The organism is Nocardia heshunensis (assembly GCF_054782115.1).
Map to the genome: position 1 here is coordinate 150,010 of NZ_BAAGTC010000002.1, position 23,423 is coordinate 173,432.

A 23,423-nucleotide genomic window follows, 5' to 3' on the forward strand; every position below is an offset into this window, starting at 1 on the left:
GTTTGCGATCAGCGGCGCGTGAGTGGCGGGCGGAGCCCGAGGTGTTCACGCAGCGTGGTGCCGGTGTAGGAGGTCCGGTACGAACCTCGTTCCTGGAGTTCGGGAATCAGCAGATCCACGATCTCGTCCAGACCGGTCGGCACCCGGTACGGGGTGATATTGAAGCCGTGGCTCGCGCCGTGCCGCACCCAGCGGGTCAGCTCATCGGCCACCTGGCCCGGTGTACCTGCGAAACCGAAGCGGGCGGTGGTCTCCACGGCCACCTGCCGCAGCGTGAGGCCCTTCGCATCGGCCAGCGCCCGCCACTGCGCCACGATCGCCCCGCGATCCTGGCCGTCGCGCTGCGCCCCGCGAGTGGACGAGATTGCCGACTGCTCCGGATCCTCCACCGGCAGTGGACCATCCGGATCCAGGTGCGAGAGATCCCGCCCCCACACCTGACCCGCCAGCGACAGCGCGGTCGCGCCGGTGATCTGCTGCTCGAGCACCCAGCGCTTCTTCTCCTCCACCTCGGAGGCGTGCTCGGCGAGCACGATCTGCGTGCCCGGCAGAATCCGGATGTCGTCGGCGGGACGACCGGCGGCGACGAGCCGGGCGCGAATATCGTTCGCGAACTCCAGCGCCGGATCGAAGTGAGTTCCGAAGGGGGAGAAAATGACCTCCGCCTGCGCGGCCGCGAAATCCCGCCCGGCGGGGGAGACCCCGGCCTGGAAGATCACGGGGTGACCCTGTGCGCTGCGTGGCACGGTCGGGGTGATGCGTACGCGGAAGTGGGAGCTGTCGCGCTCCACCGCGCGAATCTCGCTGTCCGACCAGGCATCCCAGATTTCCCGGGCGAGACCCAAGAATTCGGCGGCCCGCTCGTAGCGGTCCGCGTGATCGAGAAACCCGCCGCGGCGGAAGTTTTCACCCGTCCAGGCATTGTCGGTGGTCACCACGTTCCAGCCCGCGCGTCCGCCGGACAGGACGTCCAGGCTCGCCAGCCGCCGTGCCAGATCGGCCGGTTCGTTGTAGGTGGCGTTCTGGGTGGCCACCAACCCGATCCGCCGGGTGATCCCGGCCAACGCCGCCAATTGCGTGATGGCGTCCGGCCTTCCGGCGATATCGGTGTCGAGCAGCTGCCCGTCCTGCTCGCGCAGGCGCAGTCCCTCACCCAGGAAGAACGCGTCGAACAGCCCGCGCTCGGCCGTGGTGGCCACACGGCGGAAGGTCTCGAAGTCGATCTGCGACCCGCTGCTCGGATCCGACCAGATGGTGTGGTGATTGACGCCCTGGAAGAAGACGCCGAAATGCACCTGGGCGTCGGGGAACGGGACCTCGGTCATCGGGCGAACTCCTTCGCGTAACGGTTGACGGGCCGCGCCAGACCCAGATTCGCGCGCAGCGTCGAACCGGGCACCGGGCGGTTGGCGAGCCCGGCGCGCAATAGCGCGGGCAGGACGTGGCGGGCCAGGACCGGCAGATCTTCGTCCAGCCGGGCGGGGTGCAGCCGCACGCCGTCGGCGACCGGCGCGAGCTCGGTGAGCAGGGCGACCAGATCCGAGGCTGCACCCGAAAAAGCCAGGCGGCCAGTCGATTCGCGGGCGGAGGCCGTGCCCGCTGATGGGAGGCCGCCGGATTCGGGATCGGAGGCCGCGCCCCGCACGTCGTCGGTGGGTGCGAGTGCGGTGGTCCGGGTGTCGCCGTACCCGTGGCGCTCCCGCGCAGTCGTCGTCGGCGTATCCAGAGTGACGTCGAGATCCACCAGGACCCGCGGGATTCCAGCCGCTCGCGCCGTGCGGACTGCGGCGAGTGCTTCCGTCACGGTGGAGCCGCTGACCAGGGCTACGTCGATGCCCTCGGATTCGCCGGTGCCGTAACCGAAGACGACCACCTGGCCCTGGGGCGGGCGGGGGACGATGGCGGGGCCCTTCACCGAGAAGGTTTCGCCGATGAAGTCGATGTGGTGCAACTTGTCGCGGTCGAGGAATTTCCCGGCGGAGTAGTCGCGGATGACGGCGTCGTCCTCCCATGAATCCCACAGGCGCCGTGCGGCTTCGATGGCGTCGACGCGCTCGCGGCGAAGCTCGGTCTCGGTGACGCGCGGGGTGGCTCCCCAGATCGTGGCGGTGTCGGGGTCATCGGCGGCGAGCCATCCGGCGCGCCCGCGTGAGGCGTAGTCCAGGGTGGCCAGCTGGGACGAAATATGGAAGGGCTCGGCATAGGTCGGTGCGATCACCGGGACCAGGCCGAGGGTGCTGGTGGTGGCCGCGACGAAGCCCGCGCGGACGGAGGCGTCCAGCCGGGCGGTCGGTTCCGGGCCGGGGGGCTGCAGGGAATCGTCGATGGTCGCGAAGGTGAAGCCCGCGTTCTCGGCGGCGTGGACGCGGGATCGCCACGCGTCGGGGTGCAGGTCCTGGCCGTCGAGTTCGATTCCCAACGCGAACAGGCCCGTTCGGTATTCGCTGTCACTCGCCATAGGTTTGACGATCGTCGAACTGTGCGCGGCGGGCCACGGTTGCCGTCAACGTGATCCGAAACCGGTGCCGAGGGGGTGACCCAGGTCACCGACGGCCATCTTGCATATACCCCTAGGGGGTATTAACTTGATCTTTCGTAAGGCACGAAAGCAGTTGAGAGGGACGAGAAAATGACCACCGAAGCGCACGCCGGACACCACAACCACGCAGCTCACGGCGACCACGCACAGCACGCCGAGCACGCGGGCCACGTCGACCATGCCGCTCACGCTGCCGCCGCTGCCCACGCTGATCACGCAGCCCCTGCCGCTCACGCTGCGCATGCGGATCACACTGTGCACGAAGGGCATGCAGCCCATGCCGGGCATGATGCGCACGCCGCACACAGCGGCCATGCGCATGGCGGACACGACGCCGGTGTACCGGGCGGGCTGCAGGTCACGCAGGACGGCTACACCCTCGATCTCGCCGAAAAGATCGTCGCCGCAGGCGAAACCGAGTTCCGCTTCCGCATCCTGGGTCCGGACGGCGCGGCCGTCACCGAGTTCGACGCCATCCACGACAAGGAACTGCACCTGATCGTCGTGCAGCGCGAACTGACCGGCTTCTGGCACGTGCACCCGGTGCGGCAGGCCGACGGCACCTGGACCGTGCGCCTGAACCTGCCCGAGGCGGGCGCCTACCGCGCCTTCACCGATATCGCGCCGCGCGCCCTCGGCAAGACCATCACGCTCGGAGCGGATTTCGCCATCCCCGGCGACTACCGGCCCGGCACCGCGCCGCAGCCGGAGCGCACCTTCACCGTTGACGGCTACGAGGTCACCCTCGACGGCGATCTGGTCGGGGGAGCGGGTGAACTGCTCACCCTCACCGTGCGCAAGGACGGCGCGCCCGTCACCGATCTGCAGCCCTACCTGGCCGCCTACGGTCACCTGGTGATCGTGCGCGCCGGAGATCTGGCCTACGTCCACGTGCACCCGAACGGCGAGCCCGGCGACGGCGTCACCGCGCCCGGCCCGGACGTCACCTTCCACACCGCCGTCCCCGGCCGCGGCCTCTACCGCCTGTTCCTGGACTTCAAGCACGGCGACAAGGTCCGCACCGCCGCCTTCACCCTGCCCACCGCGAACTGAACCGCCCACCGAGAACCACTCGAACGGAGAAGCCATGTGCGCCTGTCGATGTCACCGCAGCCGTGATCCACCTTCGAAAACTCAAGGAAGTGTTCCCCATGCGCACCATGCCCCTGGCCGTCTGGGCCCTGGTCATCGCCGCCTTCGCCATGGGCGCCGACGAATTCGTCGTCGCCGGAGTGGTGGAGGAGATCGCGAACTCCCTGCACGTATCCCTCGGCGCGGTAGGCAGATTCGAGAGTGCCTACGCGCTCGGCGTCGCCATCGGCGCGCCCCTGTTCACCGCCATCGGCAGCCGGGTCAGCCGGCGGTTCATGCTGCTGGCCACCACCGGTGTGTTCCTGGTAGGCAATATCGTCTCGCTGCTCGGCCCCACCTACGGCGTGATCCTCACCGGACGCGTCATCGCGGCCTTGGCACACGGCGCCTTCTTCGGCATCGCGGCACTCTTCGCCGCCGAACTCGTCGCCAAGGCGAAGCAGGGCCGGGCCATCGCCACCGTCTTCGCGGGCTCCACCGCCGCAACGATTCTCGGCGCACCCATCGGCGCGGCCGTCGGCAAGGTGTTCGGCTGGCGCGCCGCCTTCGGCACCCTCGTGCTGTTCGGCCTGATCGCGGCCATCGGCCTGATCCTGCTGATCCCCAAGACAATCGGCCGTGAACGAGCCCGCGCTGTTCAAACTCATGACCACAGTCATGACTCGGCCCACGACCAGACTCAATCGCACGCGGCCGACACGAATGCCGATGAAGCCGAGCTGGACGCCCATGCCCGGATGCACCTGGCGGGCGGCGGCTCTGCACCGCTGCGGGATCAGCTGCGGGCGTTGCGGCGGCCCGCGGTGTGGATCGGACTGCTGACCACGTTGCTGGGTTACGGCGGCGTCTTCACCAGCTACGTGTATCTCGCGCCACAGCTCACCGAGGCCACCGGGCTCGGAAGGCACTGGGTGACACCGATGTTCCTGCTGTTCGGCGTGGGCCTGTTCGCGGGCAATCAGCTCGGCGGCAAACTGGCCGACCGGAATCTGCGCCTGGCGCTGGTGGTTTCGATCGGCGGGCTGGCGGTTGCCCTGTTCGCGCTCACCCTGCTCATCCACAACCCGATCACGGCGGCACTGGGCCTGCTGGCCTACGGTGTGGCGGCGTTCTCGGTGGTGGCCCCGCTGCAACTGCGGGTGCTGCAGCAGGCCGGTGACGCACCGGATATCGCCTCGGCCGCGAATATCTCGGCCTTCACCCTCGGTTCGGCCCTGGGCATCTGGCTCGGCGGCGTGGCCATCGACGGCGGGCTCGGCGTCACCTCGGTCAACTGGGTGGGCGGCAGCATCGCCGCGGCCGGTCTGGTGCTGGCCGTGGTCTCGCTGAGACTGGACCGGCAATCCGCGGAACATGAGCCGATCCACCCGGCACACCACCACTGAACAACAGCCGAGCGGCCGGTGAACATCCGTCCGCACGACACCCCGAAGGGCACTCGAATCCGCCGCTCTTCGGGGTGTTTTCGCAGTTCACGCCCCTCGCCCCCAGGCTCACAGGCAACTCCCAGCCGCCTGGCAGCTCCCCGGCAAACCCGCCACATATGCTCCCGGCCGTCAGTGGGAATTGGCTGGGTAAACAAAGGAAGGCGGGTGGCATGTCGACCATCAGCGTCGCGGATGATGCGGCGTCGACCGGTGGGAGCGATGCAGGGCCCCTCGGTGACATCGATACGTCGTCGAAAGACGACCGCACGTCCAGATGGTCGATGCTGCTCGCCCCACCCGGGCGGCCGGTCTGGGAACGACCGGCCACCCTGGCACTGCTGATCGCCACGGCGGTCATCAATCTGTGGGGCTTGGGCGGCGCGGGCTGGGGCAACGGCTATTACGCCGCCGCCGTGCAGTCCGGCACCCAGAGCTGGAAGGCGCTGCTGTTCGCCTCGCTGGATCCGCAGAACGCCGTCACCGTCGACAAGCCGCCCGCCGCCATGTGGGTGATGGGCCTGTCCGGCCGGATCTTCGGCTTCAACTCGTGGTCCATGTTCGCCCCGCAGGCCCTCATGGGTGTCGCGGCCGTGGCATTGCTCATTGCCGCGGTGCGGCGCTGGGCCGGACCGGCCGCCGGTCTGATCGCGGGCACGGCGCTCGCGGTAACCCCCGTGGCGGCCTTGATGTTCCGCTTCAACAACCCCGACGCCCTCATGGTGCTGCTGCTGGTGGGGGCCGCGTACTGCACGGTCCGCGCCATCGATGCGCACGGTGACCGCTTCCTGTCGGCCAGCACCGGCTGGCTGGTTGGTGCGGGCGTGCTGATGGGCTTCGGCTTCCTCGCCAAGATGATGCAGGCATTCCTGGTGCTGCCCGGACTGGCGCTGGTGGTGCTGGTCGCCGGTGCGGGCGGATGGCGCACGCGCATCGGGCAATTGGCGGCCGCGGGCGGGGCGCTGGTGGTCTCGGCGGGCTGGTATGTGGTGCTGGTCGAACTGTGGCCGGCCGAATCCCGGCCCTACATCGGCGGCTCCACCACCAACAGCCTGTGGGACCTGGCCGTCGGCTATAACGGCCTGGGCCGCGTCCTGGGCAACAAGAGCGGTGGCCACGGCCCCGGCCCGGCGGCAGTGCCCACCACCACGGCTGTACCCACGCCGACCGCGGTACCCACCCCGACCGGAGGGGCCACCCCAACCCCGGCCCCGAACCAGATGCACGGCGGCTTCGGCGGATTCGATTCGCACCCCGGCCTGACCCGCCTCTTCCACGGCGAGCTCGCCACCGAGTTCTCGTGGCTGCTGCCCGCCGCCCTGATCGCGCTGCTCGCCGGACTGTGGCTGACCCGCAAGGCCGCCCGCACCGACCGCGTGCGCGCCGGTCTGCTGTTGTGGGGCGGTTGGCTGCTGATCACCGCGGCCATGCTCAGCTACATGAGCCGCAGCTTCCACTCGTATTACTCGATGGAGCTGGCCCCCGCCATCGCCGCGTTGGTCGGCATCGGGGCGACCCAGTTGTGGTCGCGCCGAAGCCATCTCGCCGCGCGCAGCACACTCGCGGCCATGTCGCTGCTCACCGGCCTCTGGTCGTTCGCGCTGCTCGGGCAGACCCCCGACTGGCTGCCGTGGCTGCGCTGGGCCGTGACGGCGCTCGCGGTGCTCGCCGCGGCGCTCCTGCTGGTCACCCCGCAGCTGCCCCGATTCGCCCTCGCCATCGGCGTTTTCGCGCTGTCGGCCGGGCTGCTCGCCCCGACCGTCTACACCCTCGAAACCATCACCCAGCCGCAGAGCGGCGGCAGCCCGATGGCGGGCCCGGCGCGCGAGAGCGACGACGGTCCCGGCCCGGGCGGTCCCGGGCAGCTCGGCGTCTCCGACCCGCGGATCATCGACCTGGTCAATGGCAGCGACGCCCGCTGGGCAGCCGCCGCGCGGGGCGCCCAGGATGTCGACGTCCTCGAATTGACCACCGGCAAGGCCCTGCTCGCGGTCGGCGGCTTCAGCGGTCGCGATCCGTCCCCGACGCTGGCCCGGTTCCAGCAGTACGTCGCCGACCATCAGATCGGCTACTACCTGATCCGCGAGCGCAAGCAGGACGGCGGCCGCCAATGGAACCAGGAGGATGACTCCAACTCCGCTCAAATCGCCGCCTGGGTCAAGGCCAACTACCCGGCCACCAAGATCGGCAATGTAGAGGTCTACACCCTCAACTGACCCGGCCATCGCGTCACCATGCGCTGGTGCAGGCTTTGCACGGAAAACGCCTGCACCAGTGCATGTTCATCGCTCCAGCCGCGGGAGTGGAACGAAATGGGCGTCGGGACCGACCAGTCCGGTGGAGGAATTCGGCGGATGGGATGGGCGGGGCGGCCGTGGAAAGTTACAGTGGCGGGCGAGAAGTGGGGCCGGGCGGGAGGTCGGCGATGGGTGAGGTGCGGGCGCAGGTGGGGATGCTCGGGCCGGTGCAGTTGACCATCGGCGGCGTCGAGCAGCAATTGGGTGGACCCAAGCAGCGTGCGGTCCTGGCCTATCTGGCGATCAATGCCAACCGTCCGGTATCGGTGGAGGCCCTGGCCAGCGCCGTCTGGGAGGACAATCCGCCGCCCGACGTCCGGGTCAGCCTGCACGCCATCATCTCCAACCTGCGCAAACCCCTGCGCGACGGTGGCATCGACGCGCGCACCGTGCTGCAGCACATGGGCACCGGCTATCGGATCGTCATCGAGGACGCGGCCTGCGACGTCTTCCGCTTCCGCACCCGCCGCGAAGCCGGACTGCGCGCCCTCGCCGCCGGTCGCTTCGCGGCCGCCACCGACGCCCTCTCCGACGCCCTGGCCCAATGGCGCGGCCCGGTGCTGTCGGATCTGCGCGGGCTGGGCTTCGCCGACGCCTACGCGGTGGCCCTCGACGACGAGCGCATCGGCGTGATCGAGGCCCGCGCCGAGGCCGATATCGCCCAGGGGCGCGCCGAGAACGTGGTGCCGGAGCTGAGCCTGCTGGTGCGCGATCACCCACTGCGCGAATCGCTCTGGGAACAGCTGATCACCGCGCTGTATCTGACCGGTCGGCAATCCGACGCGCTCGAGGCGGCCCGGCGGCTGCGCGGCATTCTCGCCGACGAGTTGGGCATCGACCCCGGTCACCGCATCCGAGAACTGGAATCGCGCATCCTGCGCCAGGATCCGCTCAGCGTGCGCGCGGTCGGCGCGGCATCGGCCACCCGCGCGACCACCATCGTCGACCGCAGCTGGCACGAACCGCAGGCCCTGCTGCGGGATCGTTTCGGCCACATCTATCCGATCGTCGGCTCCACCACCCGCATCGGACGGCTCTCCGACAATGAGATCGCGCTGGCCGACGGCCGGGTCAGCCGCCACCACGCGCTCATCATCGACAACGGGCACACCTGGGTGCTCAAGGATCTGCAATCCTCCAACGGCGTCTTCATCAACGGCGCGCGGGTACTCGACAGCGGTCTGCTCTCCGACGGCGCGCTGCTCCGCATCGGCGACACCGAGCTGGTATTCGTCTTGGTACGCACGGATGACAACGCCGGCTGAACAGGAGTGAACCCCACGTGACCGGAGTGCGACCTCCCGAGCCAATGATTAACTGACCCTTCATTGGTGAGCCCCCTCACCGCCACGAACCCCCAAGCTCGGTCGGCGATCCTCAGTGATAGCCGTTCCTATGCTCACAGGGGAGATCATGGATCGGAGGCGCTTTCTGAAGCATGCTGCGCAGCTGGGTGGCGCGGCCGGAGCCATGTCGATGCTCCCGCCGAGCCTGGCCCAGGCATGGGCCGAACCGGCCCCGCCCGGCGGCTGGGACAACATCGAGCACGTGGTGATCCTCATGCAGGAGAACCGATCCTTCGACCACTACTTCGGCGGCATGCCGGGCGTGCGCGGCTACGCCGACCTCAACGCGCTCCAACTGTCCACCGGACGCTCGGTCTTCCACCAGCCCGACGGCGGGCGCACCGTGCTGCCCTACCTCACCACGCTGCAGAACATCGACGGCACCGATCATGGAACCCGCACCGGCCATGACGCTTTCGCCTTCGGCAAGCACGACGGCTGGATCCCCGCCAAGGGCGAGGGCACCATGGTCGGCTACGACCGCGACACCCTCGGCTTCTACTACCAGCTGGCCGAGGCGTTCACCGTCTGCGACGCCTACCACTGCTCGGTGAACGGGCCCACCGACCCCAATCGCATGTACCTGTTCACCGGCACCGTGAAAAACCCACTGGCCCTGGACAATTACGCGGAGTCGCTGCAGGTCTCGCTGTTCGCCGACGATATGAAGCTGCGCTGGATGCGCAGCCTGCCGGTGAGCGGGATCGTGGACTCGGTGCTCGGCATGGTGCACGGAATGACCAGTGCGCTACCGCAATCCGTCACCGAGGCGCTGGCCGGGCTGGTCGCGCCGCGCACCGGCAATCTGTTCCTCTACGACGCGCTGCTCTCGCCGGACGCCGGACGCTACGTCAACGACGTCATCTTCGGACTGCCCTGGACCACCTACGCCGAACGGCTGCAGGAACGCGGCATCGGCTGGCGGGTCTACCAGGAGTGGGACAACTACACCGACAACGCGCTGGACTTCTTCCTGCCGTTCCGGGAGGCGGCGCGGGCCGCGCTCAAGCACACCAACGGCGGGCGCGGGCTCGCCTTCGAGAACTTCTTCCGCTATTACACCGACCTGCAACGGGATCCGAGCCTGGAACCCGCCTACACCGCCGACCTGAAGCGGGGACTGGACGAGCTGTCGGCGACGCAGCGGGCGCTGGTGGAACAGGGGCTGCTGCGGTCGCGCACAGGCACCCTGGTCGAATCCTTCCGCACCGACGTGGCCACCGGGCGGCTGCCCACGGTCTCCTGGATCGTCGCGCCCTACGTCGACTGCGAGCATCCGGTGATGGGCCCGCGCAACGGGCAGGCGCTGGTACACGGCGTGCTGGAGGCGCTCGCCGACCATCCCGACGTCTGGAACAAGACCGTCTTCATCCTCAATTACGACGAGAACGACGGGTATTTCGACCACGTCCCCGCGCCGACGCCACCGCCGGGCGCGAGCGGTGAGTACTTCGGCAGCCATCACGTCGGATTGGGGGCGCGGACGCCCGCGATCATCGTGTCGCCGTGGAGCAAACAGGCCGTGTGCTCCGAATTGTTCGACCACACGTCGGTATTGCGATTCCTCGAGCGGGTCACCGGCGTGGCCGAACCGAATATCAGTCCGTGGCGGCGGCAGGTGTGCGGCGACCTGTCCTCGCTGTTCGACTTCGGCGCGCGGCGCACCCTCTTCGTCCCCGACACCGCGCCGCGTGCGCAGCAGTCGAATGACGGTGCCGCGCAGCCACTTCCGTTCGTTCAGCGCATGCCCAAGCAGCAGGGCGGTACTCGGGTGCGGGTGCCGCTGCCGTATCGGCTGCAGGCGCGGTGCGTACCGGGAGAGCGGGGCGGGGTGGCGCTCACCCTCGACAACGCTGGTTCCGGTACCGCGCACTGCCTCGTGTATACGAATGCCTTCGCGCTCGACTACACCCCGACACGATTCGACATCCCGGGCGGCGGCACCGTCTCCCGTGAATTCCCTGCCGCTAATGGGCGTTACGACTACTCGGTGTACGGTCCCGACGGGTTCCAGCGCCGCTTCGCCGGTGAGCTGCGTGGGCCCTGCGCCGACCTGCGGGTCACCGTCACCACCTCGGCCGCAGGGCCGCGAAAGCTGGGTCTATTGCTGGATAATGGTGGGAAAGAACGGATCTCGGTGCAAGTGGCGGCCAATGCCTACCGCCACGACGGGCCTTGGCTCATCGATGTCGCCGCGGGCGGCACCGAACGCCGGGAGCTGGCGTGTGCGAGCGACGCCGAAGGCGCGGGCTGGTACGACCTCTCGGTGAGCGCTGCATCCGATGCCGGATATCTGTGCCGGGCACGGGGATTCATCGACAACGGTGAGGCCGGTCGCACGGCCGACGATGCCGCACCCTTCGACCGGCTGCTACTGGACCGGTCGCTGTACGAGCCGGGTCGGGACCTGGTCGTCAACTACGGCCTCGCGCAGGCGGTAGCGGCGCATCGGCTCGCGGTGTACCCGGATCCGGGCGGATTCGCGACCGCGGTTCCCGCGGGTCCCGCGCTGCGCACCCTCGCGCTCGGGGACGGGGTGCTCCGCGATGAGGTGGTCCTGCCGGTGGTCGCGGAGTCCGGTACGCCGGATGCGGCCGTCCCGGTCGCGGGCATCCGGCAGGTCGGCGCGGTCGCCGACGCCACTCGCTCCGGGCAACTGCCCACCGGCTCCTACCTGCTGCATCACCTCGACGACGGGGGTCGTCCGCTGGCCAGGCCGGTGCGTTTCCGCGTGTTGTAGAGCGACCCGGGTCCGGTACATTCAGGCCATTCTGCAACGAGTTCTAGACAGATCGTGTCTTTTGTCTTACCGTCGGTTCATGAGTTCAACGGCGTCTCATGCGGTGCGATTCGAGCTGCGGTCCGGGGAGACCTGGCGCGACCCCTACCCCATGTATTCCCAACTGCGCGAGCATGATCCGGTTCACCGGGCAGTTCCCGCGGATCGTCCCTCCGACGACTTCTATGTCCTGACCCGGCACGCGGACGTCTACGCGGCCGCACGAGACCCCGAGACCTTCTCCTCGGCCTCCGGGCTCACCGTCGACTACGTCGATCTGCTGGCCGCTGGATTCGGGGCCGCCAAACCCTTCGTCTTCATGGACCCGCCCGAGCACACCGACTTCCGCCGCCGGGTCTCACCGGGATTCACACCGCGACAGGTGAATTCGGTGGAGCCCGAGGTCCGCGCCTTCGTCATCGAACGCATCGAGCGGCTGCGGGCCGCCGGATCCGGCGACATCGTCAAGGAGCTGTTCAAGCCGCTACCCACCATGGTGGTGGCGCACTATCTCGGTGTGCCGGAACAGGATCGGGGCAAGTTCGACGACTGGACCGAGAATATCGTCGGCGGCGCGGTCGCCGGGGCGGGCCTGGCGGCGGGCGACCAGAACGCCTTCACCGCGGTCGGCGAGATGGTCGGCTACTTCAGCGAACTCATCGACCGGCGGCGCAAGGAGCCCGGCGACGACACCATCTCGCACCTGCTGGCCTCCGGGCTGGGCGCGGACGGTGACAACGAGGGCCTGCTGGCCATGCTCGGCTTCGCCTTCACCATGATCACCGGCGGTAACGACACCACCACCGGAAATCTCGGCGGTGCGGTGCAATTGTTGACCACCTTCCCCGAACAGCGTCGCGTGCTGGTGGACAACCCGGCGCTCATCTCCGACGCCGTCGAGGAATTCCTGCGCATGACCTCGCCGGTGCAGGGCCTGGCCCGCACCACCACCCGCGATGTCGAACTGCACGGCGTCACCATCCCCGTCGGTCGCCGCGTCCTGCTGTGCTACGGCTCGGCCAACCGCGACGAACGCGAATTCGGCCCCACCGCAGCCGAACTCGACGTCCGCCGCAACCCCAAACGCATCATGACCTTCAGCCACGGCCACCACCACTGCCTCGGCGCGGCCGCCGCCCGCATGGTCGCCCGCGTGGCCCTGGAGGAACTCCTGTCCCGCTGCCCCGACTACACCGTCGACCTGGACGCGGTCCAATGGGCCCACGGCAACTACGTCCGCTGGCCGATCTCGGTCCCCTTCCAAGCGAGCGCGTAACCCGGTGACTCTGCCCGTTCGCCGCACGGGCAGAGTATCTGCGAGTGATTCCGGCGGCGGCTGCCGTTGCCGCCGGAATCATGAGTGAATCGAAGGGAGTTCCGATGAGCCGAGGCTGGCTGGCCGATGATCGCGCCGACCTGGCGGCCGAGCGCATTCTGGATGCCGCCGCGCGACTGTTCGCCGAGCGCGGGGTCGCCACCGTCGGCATGGGCGATATCGCCAAGGCCGCCGGGTGTTCTCGCGCCACGCTCTACCGGTACTTCGAGAACCGTCAGGCCGTGCGGCTGGGCTTCGTGCATCGGGCGACCCGCCGCATTGCCGCGGAGGTTTTCGCTCGGGTCGCCGAGATCGAGGATCCGGCCGAGCGGATCAGCACCGCGATGCTGGGCGCAATCCATGCCGTGCGCGCCGATCCGCTGCTCATTGCCTGGTTCCGGCCGGGGGAGTCCGGCGCGGCCGGGCGCATCAGCCAGGATTCCGATGTCATCGAATCCATTGCGGCGGGGCTGTTCACGTCCACCGCGCTGACCGATCCCGAGCGCAGCCGATTGGCGCGCTGGCTGACCCGGATCATCGTGTCGTTCCTCGCCTCGCCCGGCCGCGACGACGACGAGGAGCGTGCCATGCTCGAGGAGTTCGTGGTCCCGATCGCGGCGCGCGCCTTCGCCTGAGTCGCGCGCCTCAGCGGCCCGCGCGGTAGCCCGTGCGGTGGCCGTAGACGCCGTCGGACAGGGCCGACGCGAGATCCGCGACCGCCTCGTGGGCGACCTTCATGGGCATGGCGTGGAAGACGTGCCACAGGCCGCGATACTCGTGATGGCGCAGGGGCACACCGGATTTCGCGGCATGGTCGGCGAAGCGTCGCGCGTCCCCGGCCAGCAGGTCGTCGCCCGCCGAGTGCATGACGATCGGCGGCAGGCCGGTGATATCGCGGTACAGCGGGGAGCGGGCGCGGCGTTCGGTCTCCGGTACACCGGGCACGTAGGCGTCCATGAACTGGGTCATCAGCGGGGGATTCAATAGCGGTTCCCGGCTCGGATCGCAGTGGAAGGCAGAGGAATCCGCCGACAGGTCCAGCACCGGGCAGATCAACCCGAGGATGGCCGGTTGCGGCCAGTGCTTCTTACGCAGCCGGAATGCCAGGTCCAGTGCCAGTCCGCCACCGGCCGAATCACCAACCACCGCAATGCGTTCGGCCGGGATACCCTGAGCGAGCAGGGCGCGGTAGGCGGCCAGGGTGTCGTCGATGGCGGCCGGGTACGGATCCTCCGGGGCCAGGCGGTAGTCGAGAGCGTGCACGGTGGTGCCCATGGCCGCGGCGAGCGCGCCGGTCAGAGTGCGCACCATGCGCGGCATGCCGATCACATAGCCGCTGCCGTGCAGGTACAGCACCGCCGCATCGGCGGGAGCCGCACGGGGCGTGAGGGTTTCGACCGGAACGCCACCGAGTCGGCCGGTCTCGACGGTGATCCCACGCGGCGCGCGGGCGAAGGTGGTGCCCGCACCGACGCGGGCGCGGACCTTCGTCCAGTCGGGAGCCGGATCGAACCACCAGCGACCGACCAGGCGAGAGGCGAAGCGCCACAGGGCTATTTCCATGATCGCGTCACTTCCCGATCGCGACGCGCTGCCGCAGGTCGTAGTCGACGGGGTCGGGAGTGCTGCGGATCAGCTTCTCGTATGCGCCCGGCGTCCACGGCCACAACTCCGGCAGCCCGTCCTTGCCCAGGTACCAACTCTGGCAGCCGGTGGTCCACACCGTGCTCGGCGCGGCTGCACGCATGCGCGCGTTGAAACGATCGGTGGCCGCCCCCGTGGGTGCGATGGTCGCGAATTCGCCTGCCTGCCAACGCCGCAACCAGCCGACGATGCGGGAGGACTGGGCCTCCGCCACCGCGGTCAGCGGATGGTTGGCGAACGGGCTGTGCGGGCCGACGAGCATGAACAGATTCGGGAAGTCCGGCATCATGACGCCCTCGAAGGCGCGCGGTCCCTCGGCCCACGCCTGATCCAGGGTGCGGCCGCCGGTGCCGGTGATGGCCATCGGCCGCATGAAGGCGTGCGAGTCGAATCCCGTTGCCAGCACGATGATGTCGAGCTCGTGTCGCTGCCCGTCGGCGGTGACGACGGCGTCCTTCTCGATCCGGTCGATACCCTCGGTCACCAGTGCGACATCGGGCCGCTGCACGACCTGGTAGAAGCGATCCGACACCACCAGCCGCTTGCACATGGCCTGATAGTCGGGGGTCAGCTTGCGGCGTAGTTCGGGATCCTTGACCGAGCGCAGATTGCGTTCCACCACCCACTGGATCAGCCTGCGCACCCGGCCCGGATGCACCAACCCCTGCGAAAACACCGCGAAGGCCGCGCGATTGAAGAGGTAGGGGAGCTGCCCGAGTGCCGGGATCGCCTGGTACAGCCGCTTCGACACCGGCGAGTAGGCCCGGTTGACGGTCGGCAGGATCCACTGCGGCGTGCGCTGGAACATCACGACCCGCGGGACCTTACCGGCCAGCGCGCTGACCAACTGGGTGCCGGTGGATCCGGTGCCGATCACGCCGACCCGCTTGCCGGTCAGCTCGACGTCGTGCTGCCAACGCGCGGAATGCATGACGGTGCCGCCGAATTCGTCCAGGCCGGGGATGTCGGGCCGGTTCGGGTGATGCAGGAATCCCGTGGCGCACAGGACGAAATCGAATTCGCGGGTACCGCCCTCGGAAGTGGTTACCTGCCAGGCGCTTCCGTCGAACACCGCGCCGGTGACCTCGGTGTCGAAGCGGGTGCTGCGGTGCAGCCCGTGCTCGCGCGCCACCCCCACCAGGTACTGCCTGATCTCCGGCCCCGCCGAATACAGGTGCGTCCATTCCGGATTCATGGCGAAACGGAATTGGTAGTACCGCGACGGCACATCGCACACCAGGCCGGGATAGCTGTTGTCCCGCCACGTGCCGCCGTAGTCGGCGCCCTTCTCGTAGATGGTGAAGTCGGTGAATCCGGCCCGCTGCAGAGCCACTGCCATGCAGATCCCGGAGATTCCGGCCCCCACGATGGCGATCCGCGGTGAGTTCATGGGACGGCAGCGTAGACACGTGTCCGGGGTTCCGGAAGGGGTTTCGCGAAATTCAGTAGACATTCCGTCATTCGCTAGACGGACTGTAAAGCGAGTGTTACCGTGTGCCCCAGATCACAAGCTCGAGGCGAGGAAGCACGATGCGCGCACTGCAGTGGACCGGACCGGAAAAGGTGCAGATCAATGACATCCCGGTACCGGAGATCGGACCCACCGACCTGCTCGTCAAGGTCGGCGCGGCCGGGGTCTGCCACTCGGATCTGACGCTGGTCAACTTCCCGTACCAGCTGCGCGAGGACCCGCTCACCCTCGGCCACGAGATCGCCGGCACCATCGAGGCCATCGGTTCGGACGTGAACGGCCGCGAGGTCGGCGAACGCGGTGTCGTGTACCTGTTCTGGACCTGTGGCGTCTGCCGTGAATGCGTCAGCGGCAATGAAAACGTCTGTCTCGCAGCGGGTCGCGTCGCCATGCCGCCCTGCCCCGGCCTCACCCTCGAGGGCGGCATGTCGGACTACGTGCGCATCCCGGCGAGCTCGTTCGTGCCCATCGGCGACCTCGACTTCCTGCAGGCCGCCCCCGTCGCCGACGCCGCCCTCACCGCCTACCACGCCATTCGCGGCGCGCGAGAAGCCTTGCGCCCCGGCGGAACCGCGGTCGCCATCGGCATCGGCGGCCTCGGCCACGTGGCCCTGCAAATCCTGCACGCCATCTCCGGCGTCCGCGTGATCGCGGTCGACCAGGCCCAAGAGAAGCTCGATCTCGCCGCCGACTGCGGCGCCGACATCGGCTTCCTCTCCGGCGACGACACCGCCAAGCAGATCCTCGACCTCACCGACGGCCGCGGCGCGGACGCCGTCTTCGACTTCGTCGGCGTCAACGCCACCGCCAAACTCGCCTGCGAATCCGTCGCCCCCAACGGCGCCTACCGCATGGTCGGAATCGGCGACGGCGCACCGGAAATCACCGCGGGCCCCGCCGGCGGCCCCGGCCTCCCCTGGGGCGCAACCGTCCGCAAATCCCTCGGCGGCACCCGCTCCGACCTCCACGCCTGCGTAGCCCTCGCCCAAGCAGGCAAACTCCACATGGAAGTAGAACCCTTCCCCCTCACCGACGGTCCCGAAGCGCTCCGCCGCCTCGACGCCGGCCAAATCCGAGGCCGAGCCGTCCTCGTCCCCTGAACCCCTTCTCGCAGCAGAATTTCCGTTGCCACGCCAGCTAATCTCGTTGGCATGGGGAGGATCTGGCCGATTGTGGCCATCACAGCCTGTGTTCTGCTTGTCTCCGCCTGTGGGCACGACAGTCCCGCGGCATGTCCGTCGACCACGAAGGCGGCCGTCACGAGTCCCGTGCCGTCGGTAGCCGCCGGCAAGCCGACGGCCACGGCGGTGCCGACGGCGGAATTGCCGATGTGTGCCGATGCCAAAGGCTCTGGGGCGCCGCTGTACATGCCCGGTAATTGCAAGTTGATCTCGCACGACAGTGCGGGCTACACGTTCATCGTGCGCCACGAGACCGGGCTCGGGGCGAAGATCCAGACGATGATCGACGTGACGGGAAGAGACGGCGCGGTTCTCCAGACCTTCTATGCGACGCCCGCCGACCGTCCCGAAGAGCCGTTCCTGGCGGATCTCGTCGGTGACGGTCGGGACGAATTGATTCTGCAGTCGGACGCGGGGGCGGTCGGCAATGGCGGCTACGAGGTATACCGGCCCAAGTCGAACAAGCCGGAATATGTCAGGGCCGGAAGCATTTTCGGCAAGGAACTCGACCGGACCGCCGACGGCTACCTCGTCTCCCAAATCCACGGCGACGCCGAGCACATGTACATCGACTTCGAAAAGTTCCAAGCCACCCAGCTGGTCTTCGTTGCCGGAATCATCACCACCTCGGGCACAACCGAACCCCCGTGCTCCGTCAACAACGGCCAGAGCGCCCCGCAATCCGAGCTCACCGATGCCGAAGTCCTCCAACGCTTCTGCGGTGCGCAATATACGAAGGCGGAACCGGTGCACTGACCGCTACAGTCGCCGTCATGGGGAGGATCTGGCCGGTTCCGGCCGTCATTGCTTGCGTCATGCTCACCGCGGCCTGCGGGCATACCGATGCGGGCGCGAAGAACACGACGACGACTGCGGCTCCGACCACGAGCGCCGCACCGGTGAAGGAACCGACGATCGATATCGCGACGCTGCCGCTGTGCGGCGACGTCAAGGACGCGGGGAAGACGCCCATCCCGGACTGCAAACTGGTGTCGAAGGATTCGGCCCACTACACCTTCGTCGTCCGGCACGCGGCGGTCGAGCGCACCTCGGCCGGGGGCGATACCAAGGTCACTCTCGTCGACGTGATCGCCAAGGACCTGGTCGACAACAGTGACTATGCCGCCGGACGCACGATGGTGGAGACCGGAGACCTCTTCATGAACGGCGAACCGTCGCTGCAGGATCTCGACGCCGACGGCCGTGACGAACTGCTGATTCCGGTCGGCTCCGGGAGCGGCGGTGTCACGGAAGCCGTCTACCGCGACACCGCTCCCGACCCGGCCGCCAAGGACCCGAATTTCGTGCGGATCGGCGAGATCAACGGCATCGACCTCGAACACACCGACAGTGGATACATCGCGACCGTCGGGAAGGGCGGCGCGGCCGAGAAGGAAGTCTCCTTCATGAAGATCGAGAACTCCCAACTCGTCGAGAAGGTCCGCGTCGAGATCGATATGACGGAGGATTCCCAGGGCCACGGGCACGGCACCTGCAAGGTCATCAGATCAGGCGGCCTCGCGGGATCCGGTCTCAGCGATAGCCAAGTGACACAACGGTTCTGCTCGGAACCCATAGTTCTGAAGTTCACGTAGGGGGCGCAGTCATGGGGAGGATCTGGCCGGTTGCGGCCGTTGCCGTGGTCGTTCTGATCACGGCCGCCTGTGGGAACGACACTCCGGCGGCCGTTCCGGCGAGTCAGACAGCGCCGGGTACGACTTCCGTTGCGTGTGCGCTGGTCCCCGGCGCCTGTACGAAGGGCACTCCGGTCTCGAGTGAGCCGACCGCCACCGGTACCACCGCGGCGGTACCGGTGCCGGTGGCGGCGCTGCCGATGTGTGGTGATGTCAAGGGATCCGGGGTGCAGGGTGCGATGCCTGCCGACTGCAGGCTGGTTTCGCACGACAGCGCGGGATACTCGTTCGTCGTGCGGCACGAGGCCGGATTCAAGTTCGGGAGCGCGGCGACGATCGACGTGACCGGGCGTGACGGGACCGTGCTGCAGACCATCGTTTCGGAAGATTCCGATGATCCGCGCGAGCCGTTCCTCGCCGCTCTGACGGGCGACGGGCGTGATGAGCTGATCGTGCCCTTGAATCTTGTGATAGTCGGCAACGGCACCTTCGAGGTGTTCCGGCCCAAGTCGGGGGCGGCGGAATTCGCCAGGGCCGGAGAGGTATTCGGAATCGGCGTGGATCGCACGGCCGACGGATATATCGTCGGCCAGGCCAAAGGCGGTGCCGCGCACTGGTATATCGAGTTCGACAAGTTCCAAGGGTCCCAGCTGGTTTTCGTGGCCGAGATCATCAAGTCGTCCGACGCCAGCGGGTCACCACCGTGCGCGGTCGACAAGGAGCAGGGTGCCCTGCAATCCGAGCTCGGTGACGCCGAGATCCTGCGGCGGTTCTGCGATGCGAAGATCCTGCGCACCGCCCCTGTGAGCTGACTTCAGGGCAGGTCGGTCATCTTGTGCCGCAACCAGTCGCGGTGGTCGGCGTCGTGGGTGTGGCGCAGGATCTTGCGGCGGGCGGTGGGGGACAGGGCGGACAGTAGGTGCGACAGGTGGTCTTCGGTCTCGTCGCCGAGTAGGTAGCGGACCGCGCCCGCGGTGGCGCGGTCATCGGCGATCTCGACGGCGCGGGCGAAGTCGGCGGGGCTCTCGAGGTCCAGGAAGTGCTGGGGAATCTCCTCGTGCAGGGGATAACCCGAGTAGTCGCCGGTGCCCGAACCGAACCAGGTGCACAGGCGCAGGACGCGGTCGACCGGGTCGGGGTGCGCCGCGAGCAGCGGTACGCGCATTTCGTGGATCTGGGCGGCGGTCAGGTCGCGGCCCGTGCGTGACGTATCGAAGAACAACTCGAGGTAGGGCGACAGGGCGGCCGGGGTGTCGGATTCCCACAGTCGGTCGGTGCGGGCGCTCTCCACCCGCGCCTGCTCGGTCTCCCGGTACTCGCGCAGCGGTTCCGAGACTCCGCGCACCGCAAGCCATTCCAGCACGCGCACGCCGTCGGCCAGCAACGCGTCCTCGTGCCAGCCCGTCCAGCGGACCGAATACCCGTGGTGCAGGGTCACCATCGCGAGCCGCGTGCCGGACCGGGCGAGGAACTCCAGGGCCGCGTCGCCCTGGCATCGGCAGATGAAGCCGGGCATGTCGGCGACGCGCAAGGCCTCGCGCAGCGCCTGTACGGCAACCAAGTCGCGCTCGATCAGCAGCGGCACCGAATCGCCCGGCATCTCGCGGACCCGGACCTCGTGCGCGTCGGCCAGGATCCGGTCCAATGCATCCACGTCCTTGCCTGCGGACCCACCCCCGAAACCCATACCGGAAACACTAATCCGACCTTCCGGTCCCCGGCGTGGCGTCGACGCGGCACGCGGGCGGGCCCTGTTGTCCATATGGTTGCTGAACTGGTACGTACCAGCTGGTGATACGGTTCCGTGTGACGCCGATAACTCGGACTCCGATCAGAGTCCGAACGCAGTGACGGGGCTGGACCCAGCGAGTCTTTCTGCAGGCCACCAGCGAAAGTGCACCGACCGGGAGCTGAACTGTGGCTGACCGGTGAGAACTGCATTGTTGCCGAGAAGCCAGATATAGGAGAGACAGTGGCGATTTCGGATTCCCAGCGGGGTGCGGCCGGACCCGCTGCCGGGCGCACCACCGGACTGTTCCGCACCAAGAGCGTCGAACAGTCGATCCGTGACACCGACGACCCCGACGCCAAACTCCGCAAGGACCTGACCTCCTGGGACCTCACGGTCTTCGGTGTCGCGGTCGTGGTCGGCGCGGGCATCTTCACCCTCACCGCGCGCACCGCGGGCAACGTGGCCGGACCCGCGGTCTCGCTGGCTTTCGTGTTCGCCGCGGTGGCCTGCGGCCTGGCCGCGCTCTGCTACGCCGAGTTCGCCTCCACCGTGCCCGTCGCGGGTAGCGCGTACACCTTCTCGTACGCCACCTTCGGTGAGGTCGTCGCCTGGATCATCGGCTGGGACCTCATCCTCGAATTCGCGCTCGGCACTTCGGTTGTCGCCAAGGGCTGGTCGCAGTACCTGGGCACGGTCATGGGCGGGCATCAGCCGATCTGGCACTTCGGGTCGGTGAAATTCGACTGGGGCGCGGTGCTGCTGATCGCCATCCTCGGCGTGCTGCTGGCGGCGGGCACCAAGCTGTCCTCGCGGGTGTCGGCCGTGGCGGTCGCCATCAAGCTGGCCGTCATCGCGCTGGTGGTCGTGGTCGGCGCGACCTACTTCAAGGCCTCGAACCTGAAGCCGTTCGTGCCCGCGTCGGTCCCGAACGCCGACTCCGGCGGCGCGAGCAAGGTGCACCAGACCCTGTTCCAGCTGGTCACCGGCGGCGGCAACAGCCACTTCGGCTGGTACGGCCTGCTGGCCGCGGCGTCGATCGTGTTCTTCGCCTTCATCGGCTTCGACGTGGTCGCCACCGCCGCCGAGGAGACCAAGAACCCGCAGCGCAATGTGCCGCGCGGCATCCTGGGCTCGCTGGCCATCGTGACCGTGCTGTACGTGGCGGTCTCGCTGGTGCTCACCGGCATGGTGTCCTACAAGGACCTGCAGGGCGACGACGCCACGCTCGCAACGGCTTTCGCCATCCACGGCGTCACCTGGGCCAAGAACATCATCTCGATCGGCGCGCTGGCCGGTCTGACCACCGTCGTCATGGTGCTGTTCCTCGGGCAGACCCGGGTGCTGTTCGCCATGGCCCGGGACGGCCTGATGCCGCGCAAGCTGGCCCACACCGGGCCGAAGGGCACGCCGGTGCGGATCACCGCGATCGTCGGCGTCATCTGCGCGGTGCTGGCCGGGTTCGTGGACTTCGGCACGCTGGAGGAAATGGTCAATATCGGCACGCTGTTCGCGTTCGTGCTGGTGTCGATCGGCGTGGTCATCCTGCGCCGCACCCGCCCGGATCTGCCGCGCGGCTTCCGGGTGCCGCTGGTGCCGTTCGTGCCGATCCTGTCGGTGATCGCGTGCGCGTGGCTGATGTTCAACCTGTCGGTGGAGACCTGGCTGCGATTCGTCATCTGGATGGCGATCGGCATGGTCGTGTACTTCGCCTACGGCCGCAGGCATTCGCTGCTGAACAAGGCCGCTGCTGAGACGAAATAGGTAGCTGATCGGGTGCTCGAGTTCGGTGCTGGTGGTGTGTCGTCGCTATGACACCCCGGTGGATGCGGTTCAATTGCTCTGAATAGTGAGAGTTGTGCCACAAGATCCGCCGCACCAGCACCGATTCAGCATCCCGAGAGGAACCCGATCGTGAGCATGCTCCTCGCAGTGCATGACGCCTACAACACGGTTGTCGCGCAGATCGGCAACCCGACCCCGGAGACGCCGCCGGTGGCGGACAAGCTGATGAAGCTGGTCCGCTACTTCACCTGGTTCACCATGCTGTCGGGCGTCACCGCCATCACCTATGGCGGCGGCCGCTTCGCATGGGAGAAGTGGAGCGGCGGCGGTCTGGAATCGCCGAAGATGGTGGCCGGAGCCATGATCGGCGGCGCGACCGCCACCAGTGCCGGGACGATCATGAACGCCGTCATCGGCAGTTGACCCCGTCATTCCGGCGTGTTTCTGGCCGGAATCCACGCTGTGGCTGTGGATCCCGGCCAAGAAGCGTGCCGGGATGACGAACGACTAGCTCTGGCCGAGCATCGTGTTCATCTGGCCGATCTCCTGCTGCTGCGCGGTCACGATCGACTGCGCCAGCGCCTTCGAGTCGGCGTTGCTGCCCTGTGCCAGTTCGGTATTCGCCATGTCGATCGCGCCCTGGTGGTGCTCGATCATCATCTGCATCCACATCTTGTCGAACTCCGGCCCGGACGCGGCCGCGAGCTTGGTCATTTGATCCTTCGACATGATCCCGGGCATATCGTGGTTCATTTCGCCGCTCGGCACCGGCTTGCCGAAACTCTGCAGCAGCGTCGTGATCTGCTGCATCTCCGGCGACTGTGCCTGCTCCACGGCCTTGGCCAGGGTGATCAACTGCTGGTTCTGCGAGCGGGACGGCACCAGCTTCGCCATCTCCACCGCCTGCGCGTGATGCGGATACATCATGGTCAGGAAGGTCACGTCGGCATCGTTGAAATCACTGCGGGTGGCGGCGGGCGCCGAAGTGGTGGCCGAGCCGTGATCCATCCCGGGCATGCTGCCGTGCGCCATGGCCGTGGTGGAAGTGGTTGCGGCCTTCGAGGTGTCGCTGTCGTTGCTGCTACACCCGGCGGCAATCAGGGCGGTAGCGGCGGTACCGGCGATCAGGGCGATTTTGATACGGGTCGTGAACATGATTGAGCTCCTTGGGAATTGGTGACGAATCG

Annotated in this window: 20 protein-coding genes; 13 read left to right on the forward strand and 7 right to left on the reverse strand. The window is 68.0% G+C overall.

The features are described from left to right. Window positions 1-8 precede the first annotated feature (8 nt). Genes ACYVN4_RS00720 through ACYVN4_RS00730 form a run of 3 tightly spaced genes read right to left on the reverse strand, consistent with a single transcriptional unit; the run spans window position 9 to window position 2,782 of the window. Entirely contained in the window at window positions 9-1,325 is a 1,317-nt protein-coding gene (locus ACYVN4_RS00720; protein ID WP_460717251.1) for an NtaA/DmoA family FMN-dependent monooxygenase, read from the reverse strand. Beyond that, entirely contained in the window at window positions 1,322-2,458 is a 1,137-nt protein-coding gene (locus tag ACYVN4_RS00725; protein WP_460717252.1) for an LLM class flavin-dependent oxidoreductase, read from the reverse strand. Before ACYVN4_RS00725 ends, ACYVN4_RS00720 begins: the two co-directional genes overlap by 4 nt. 45 nt (window positions 2,459-2,503) lie before the next feature. Further along, a complete protein-coding gene (locus ACYVN4_RS00730; RefSeq protein WP_460717253.1) occupies window positions 2,504-2,782 on the reverse strand; it encodes a hypothetical protein in 279 nt (92 codons plus the stop codon). Window positions 2,783-2,794: 12 nt separating this feature from the next. Between ACYVN4_RS00730 and ACYVN4_RS00735 the strand changes: the two genes are divergently transcribed. The 7 genes from ACYVN4_RS00735 to ACYVN4_RS00765 all read left to right on the forward strand — a co-directional run bounded on the left by ACYVN4_RS00735 (window position 2,795) and on the right by ACYVN4_RS00765 (window position 13,427). Continuing rightward, entirely contained in the window at window positions 2,795-3,592 is a 798-nt protein-coding gene (locus ACYVN4_RS00735) for a hypothetical protein (protein ID WP_460717254.1), read from the forward strand. Window positions 3,593-3,690: 98 nt separating this feature from the next. After that, window positions 3,691-5,016: an MFS transporter gene (locus ACYVN4_RS00740; protein WP_460717255.1), complete on the forward strand. Its 1,326-nt coding sequence runs from the start codon at window positions 3,691-3,693 to the stop codon at window positions 5,014-5,016. Window positions 5,017-5,228: 212 nt separating this feature from the next. Next, a complete protein-coding gene (locus ACYVN4_RS00745) occupies window positions 5,229-7,271 on the forward strand; it encodes an ArnT family glycosyltransferase (protein ID WP_460717256.1) in 2,043 nt (680 codons plus the stop codon). Between the two features lie 209 nt (window positions 7,272-7,480). Then, on the forward strand, window positions 7,481-8,617 hold the full coding sequence (locus tag ACYVN4_RS00750; protein WP_460717257.1) for a BTAD domain-containing putative transcriptional regulator: 1,137 nt from the start codon (window positions 7,481-7,483) through the stop codon (window positions 8,615-8,617). A 148-nt stretch (window positions 8,618-8,765) separates the two neighbouring features. Then, window positions 8,766-11,438 (forward strand): alkaline phosphatase family protein, encoded by a 2,673-nt coding sequence (locus ACYVN4_RS00755; protein WP_460717258.1) that lies wholly within the window; start codon window positions 8,766-8,768, stop codon window positions 11,436-11,438. A 79-nt stretch (window positions 11,439-11,517) separates the two neighbouring features. After that, entirely contained in the window at window positions 11,518-12,753 is a 1,236-nt protein-coding gene (locus tag ACYVN4_RS00760; RefSeq protein WP_460717259.1) for a cytochrome P450, read from the forward strand. Window positions 12,754-12,857: 104 nt separating this feature from the next. Next, entirely contained in the window at window positions 12,858-13,427 is a 570-nt protein-coding gene (locus ACYVN4_RS00765) for a TetR/AcrR family transcriptional regulator (RefSeq protein ID WP_460717260.1), read from the forward strand. A 10-nt stretch (window positions 13,428-13,437) separates the two neighbouring features. Here the strand turns inward: ACYVN4_RS00765 and ACYVN4_RS00770 are convergent, their stop codons facing one another. Together ACYVN4_RS00770 and ACYVN4_RS00775 are read right to left on the reverse strand one after the other, a co-directional pair. Beyond that, entirely contained in the window at window positions 13,438-14,355 is a 918-nt protein-coding gene (locus ACYVN4_RS00770; protein WP_460717261.1) for an alpha/beta hydrolase, read from the reverse strand. Window positions 14,356-14,362: 7 nt separating this feature from the next. Next, complete coding sequence (locus ACYVN4_RS00775) at window positions 14,363-15,826, reverse strand: flavin-containing monooxygenase (protein ID WP_460717262.1); 1,464 nt, start codon at window positions 15,824-15,826, stop codon at window positions 14,363-14,365. Window positions 15,827-15,966: 140 nt separating this feature from the next. Between ACYVN4_RS00775 and ACYVN4_RS00780 the strand changes: the two genes are divergently transcribed. The 4 genes from ACYVN4_RS00780 (at window position 15,967) to ACYVN4_RS00795 (ending at window position 19,534) form a co-directional block, all read left to right on the forward strand. Then, complete coding sequence (locus tag ACYVN4_RS00780; RefSeq protein WP_460717263.1) at window positions 15,967-17,007, forward strand: NAD(P)-dependent alcohol dehydrogenase; 1,041 nt, start codon at window positions 15,967-15,969, stop codon at window positions 17,005-17,007. A 168-nt stretch (window positions 17,008-17,175) separates the two neighbouring features. After that, window positions 17,176-17,844 (forward strand): hypothetical protein, encoded by a 669-nt coding sequence (locus tag ACYVN4_RS00785; protein WP_460717264.1) that lies wholly within the window; start codon window positions 17,176-17,178, stop codon window positions 17,842-17,844. 17 nt (window positions 17,845-17,861) lie between these two features. Further along, window positions 17,862-18,683, forward strand: a complete 822-nt coding sequence (locus ACYVN4_RS00790) for a hypothetical protein (protein WP_460717265.1) — start codon at window positions 17,862-17,864, stop codon at window positions 18,681-18,683. Window positions 18,684-18,694: 11 nt separating this feature from the next. Further along, window positions 18,695-19,534 (forward strand): hypothetical protein, encoded by an 840-nt coding sequence (locus ACYVN4_RS00795; RefSeq protein ID WP_460717266.1) that lies wholly within the window; start codon window positions 18,695-18,697, stop codon window positions 19,532-19,534. Window positions 19,535-19,536: 2 nt separating this feature from the next. Here ACYVN4_RS00795 and ACYVN4_RS00800 read toward each other — a convergent pair whose 3' ends face one another. Then, window positions 19,537-20,409: a hypothetical protein gene (locus ACYVN4_RS00800; RefSeq protein WP_460717267.1), complete on the reverse strand. Its 873-nt coding sequence runs from the start codon at window positions 20,407-20,409 to the stop codon at window positions 19,537-19,539. Between the two features lie 285 nt (window positions 20,410-20,694). Between ACYVN4_RS00800 and ACYVN4_RS00805 the strand changes: the two genes are divergently transcribed. Next, window positions 20,695-22,215, forward strand: coding sequence for an amino acid permease (locus ACYVN4_RS00805; RefSeq protein ID WP_460717268.1), 1,521 nt, complete (start codon window positions 20,695-20,697; stop codon window positions 22,213-22,215). A 156-nt stretch (window positions 22,216-22,371) separates the two neighbouring features. Continuing rightward, window positions 22,372-22,659, forward strand: coding sequence for a hypothetical protein (locus ACYVN4_RS00810; protein ID WP_187703184.1), 288 nt, complete (start codon window positions 22,372-22,374; stop codon window positions 22,657-22,659). Window positions 22,660-22,743: 84 nt separating this feature from the next. Here ACYVN4_RS00810 and ACYVN4_RS00815 read toward each other — a convergent pair whose 3' ends face one another. After that, a complete protein-coding gene (locus ACYVN4_RS00815) occupies window positions 22,744-23,391 on the reverse strand; it encodes a DUF305 domain-containing protein (RefSeq protein ID WP_460717269.1) in 648 nt (215 codons plus the stop codon). Window positions 23,392-23,423 lie beyond the last annotated feature (32 nt).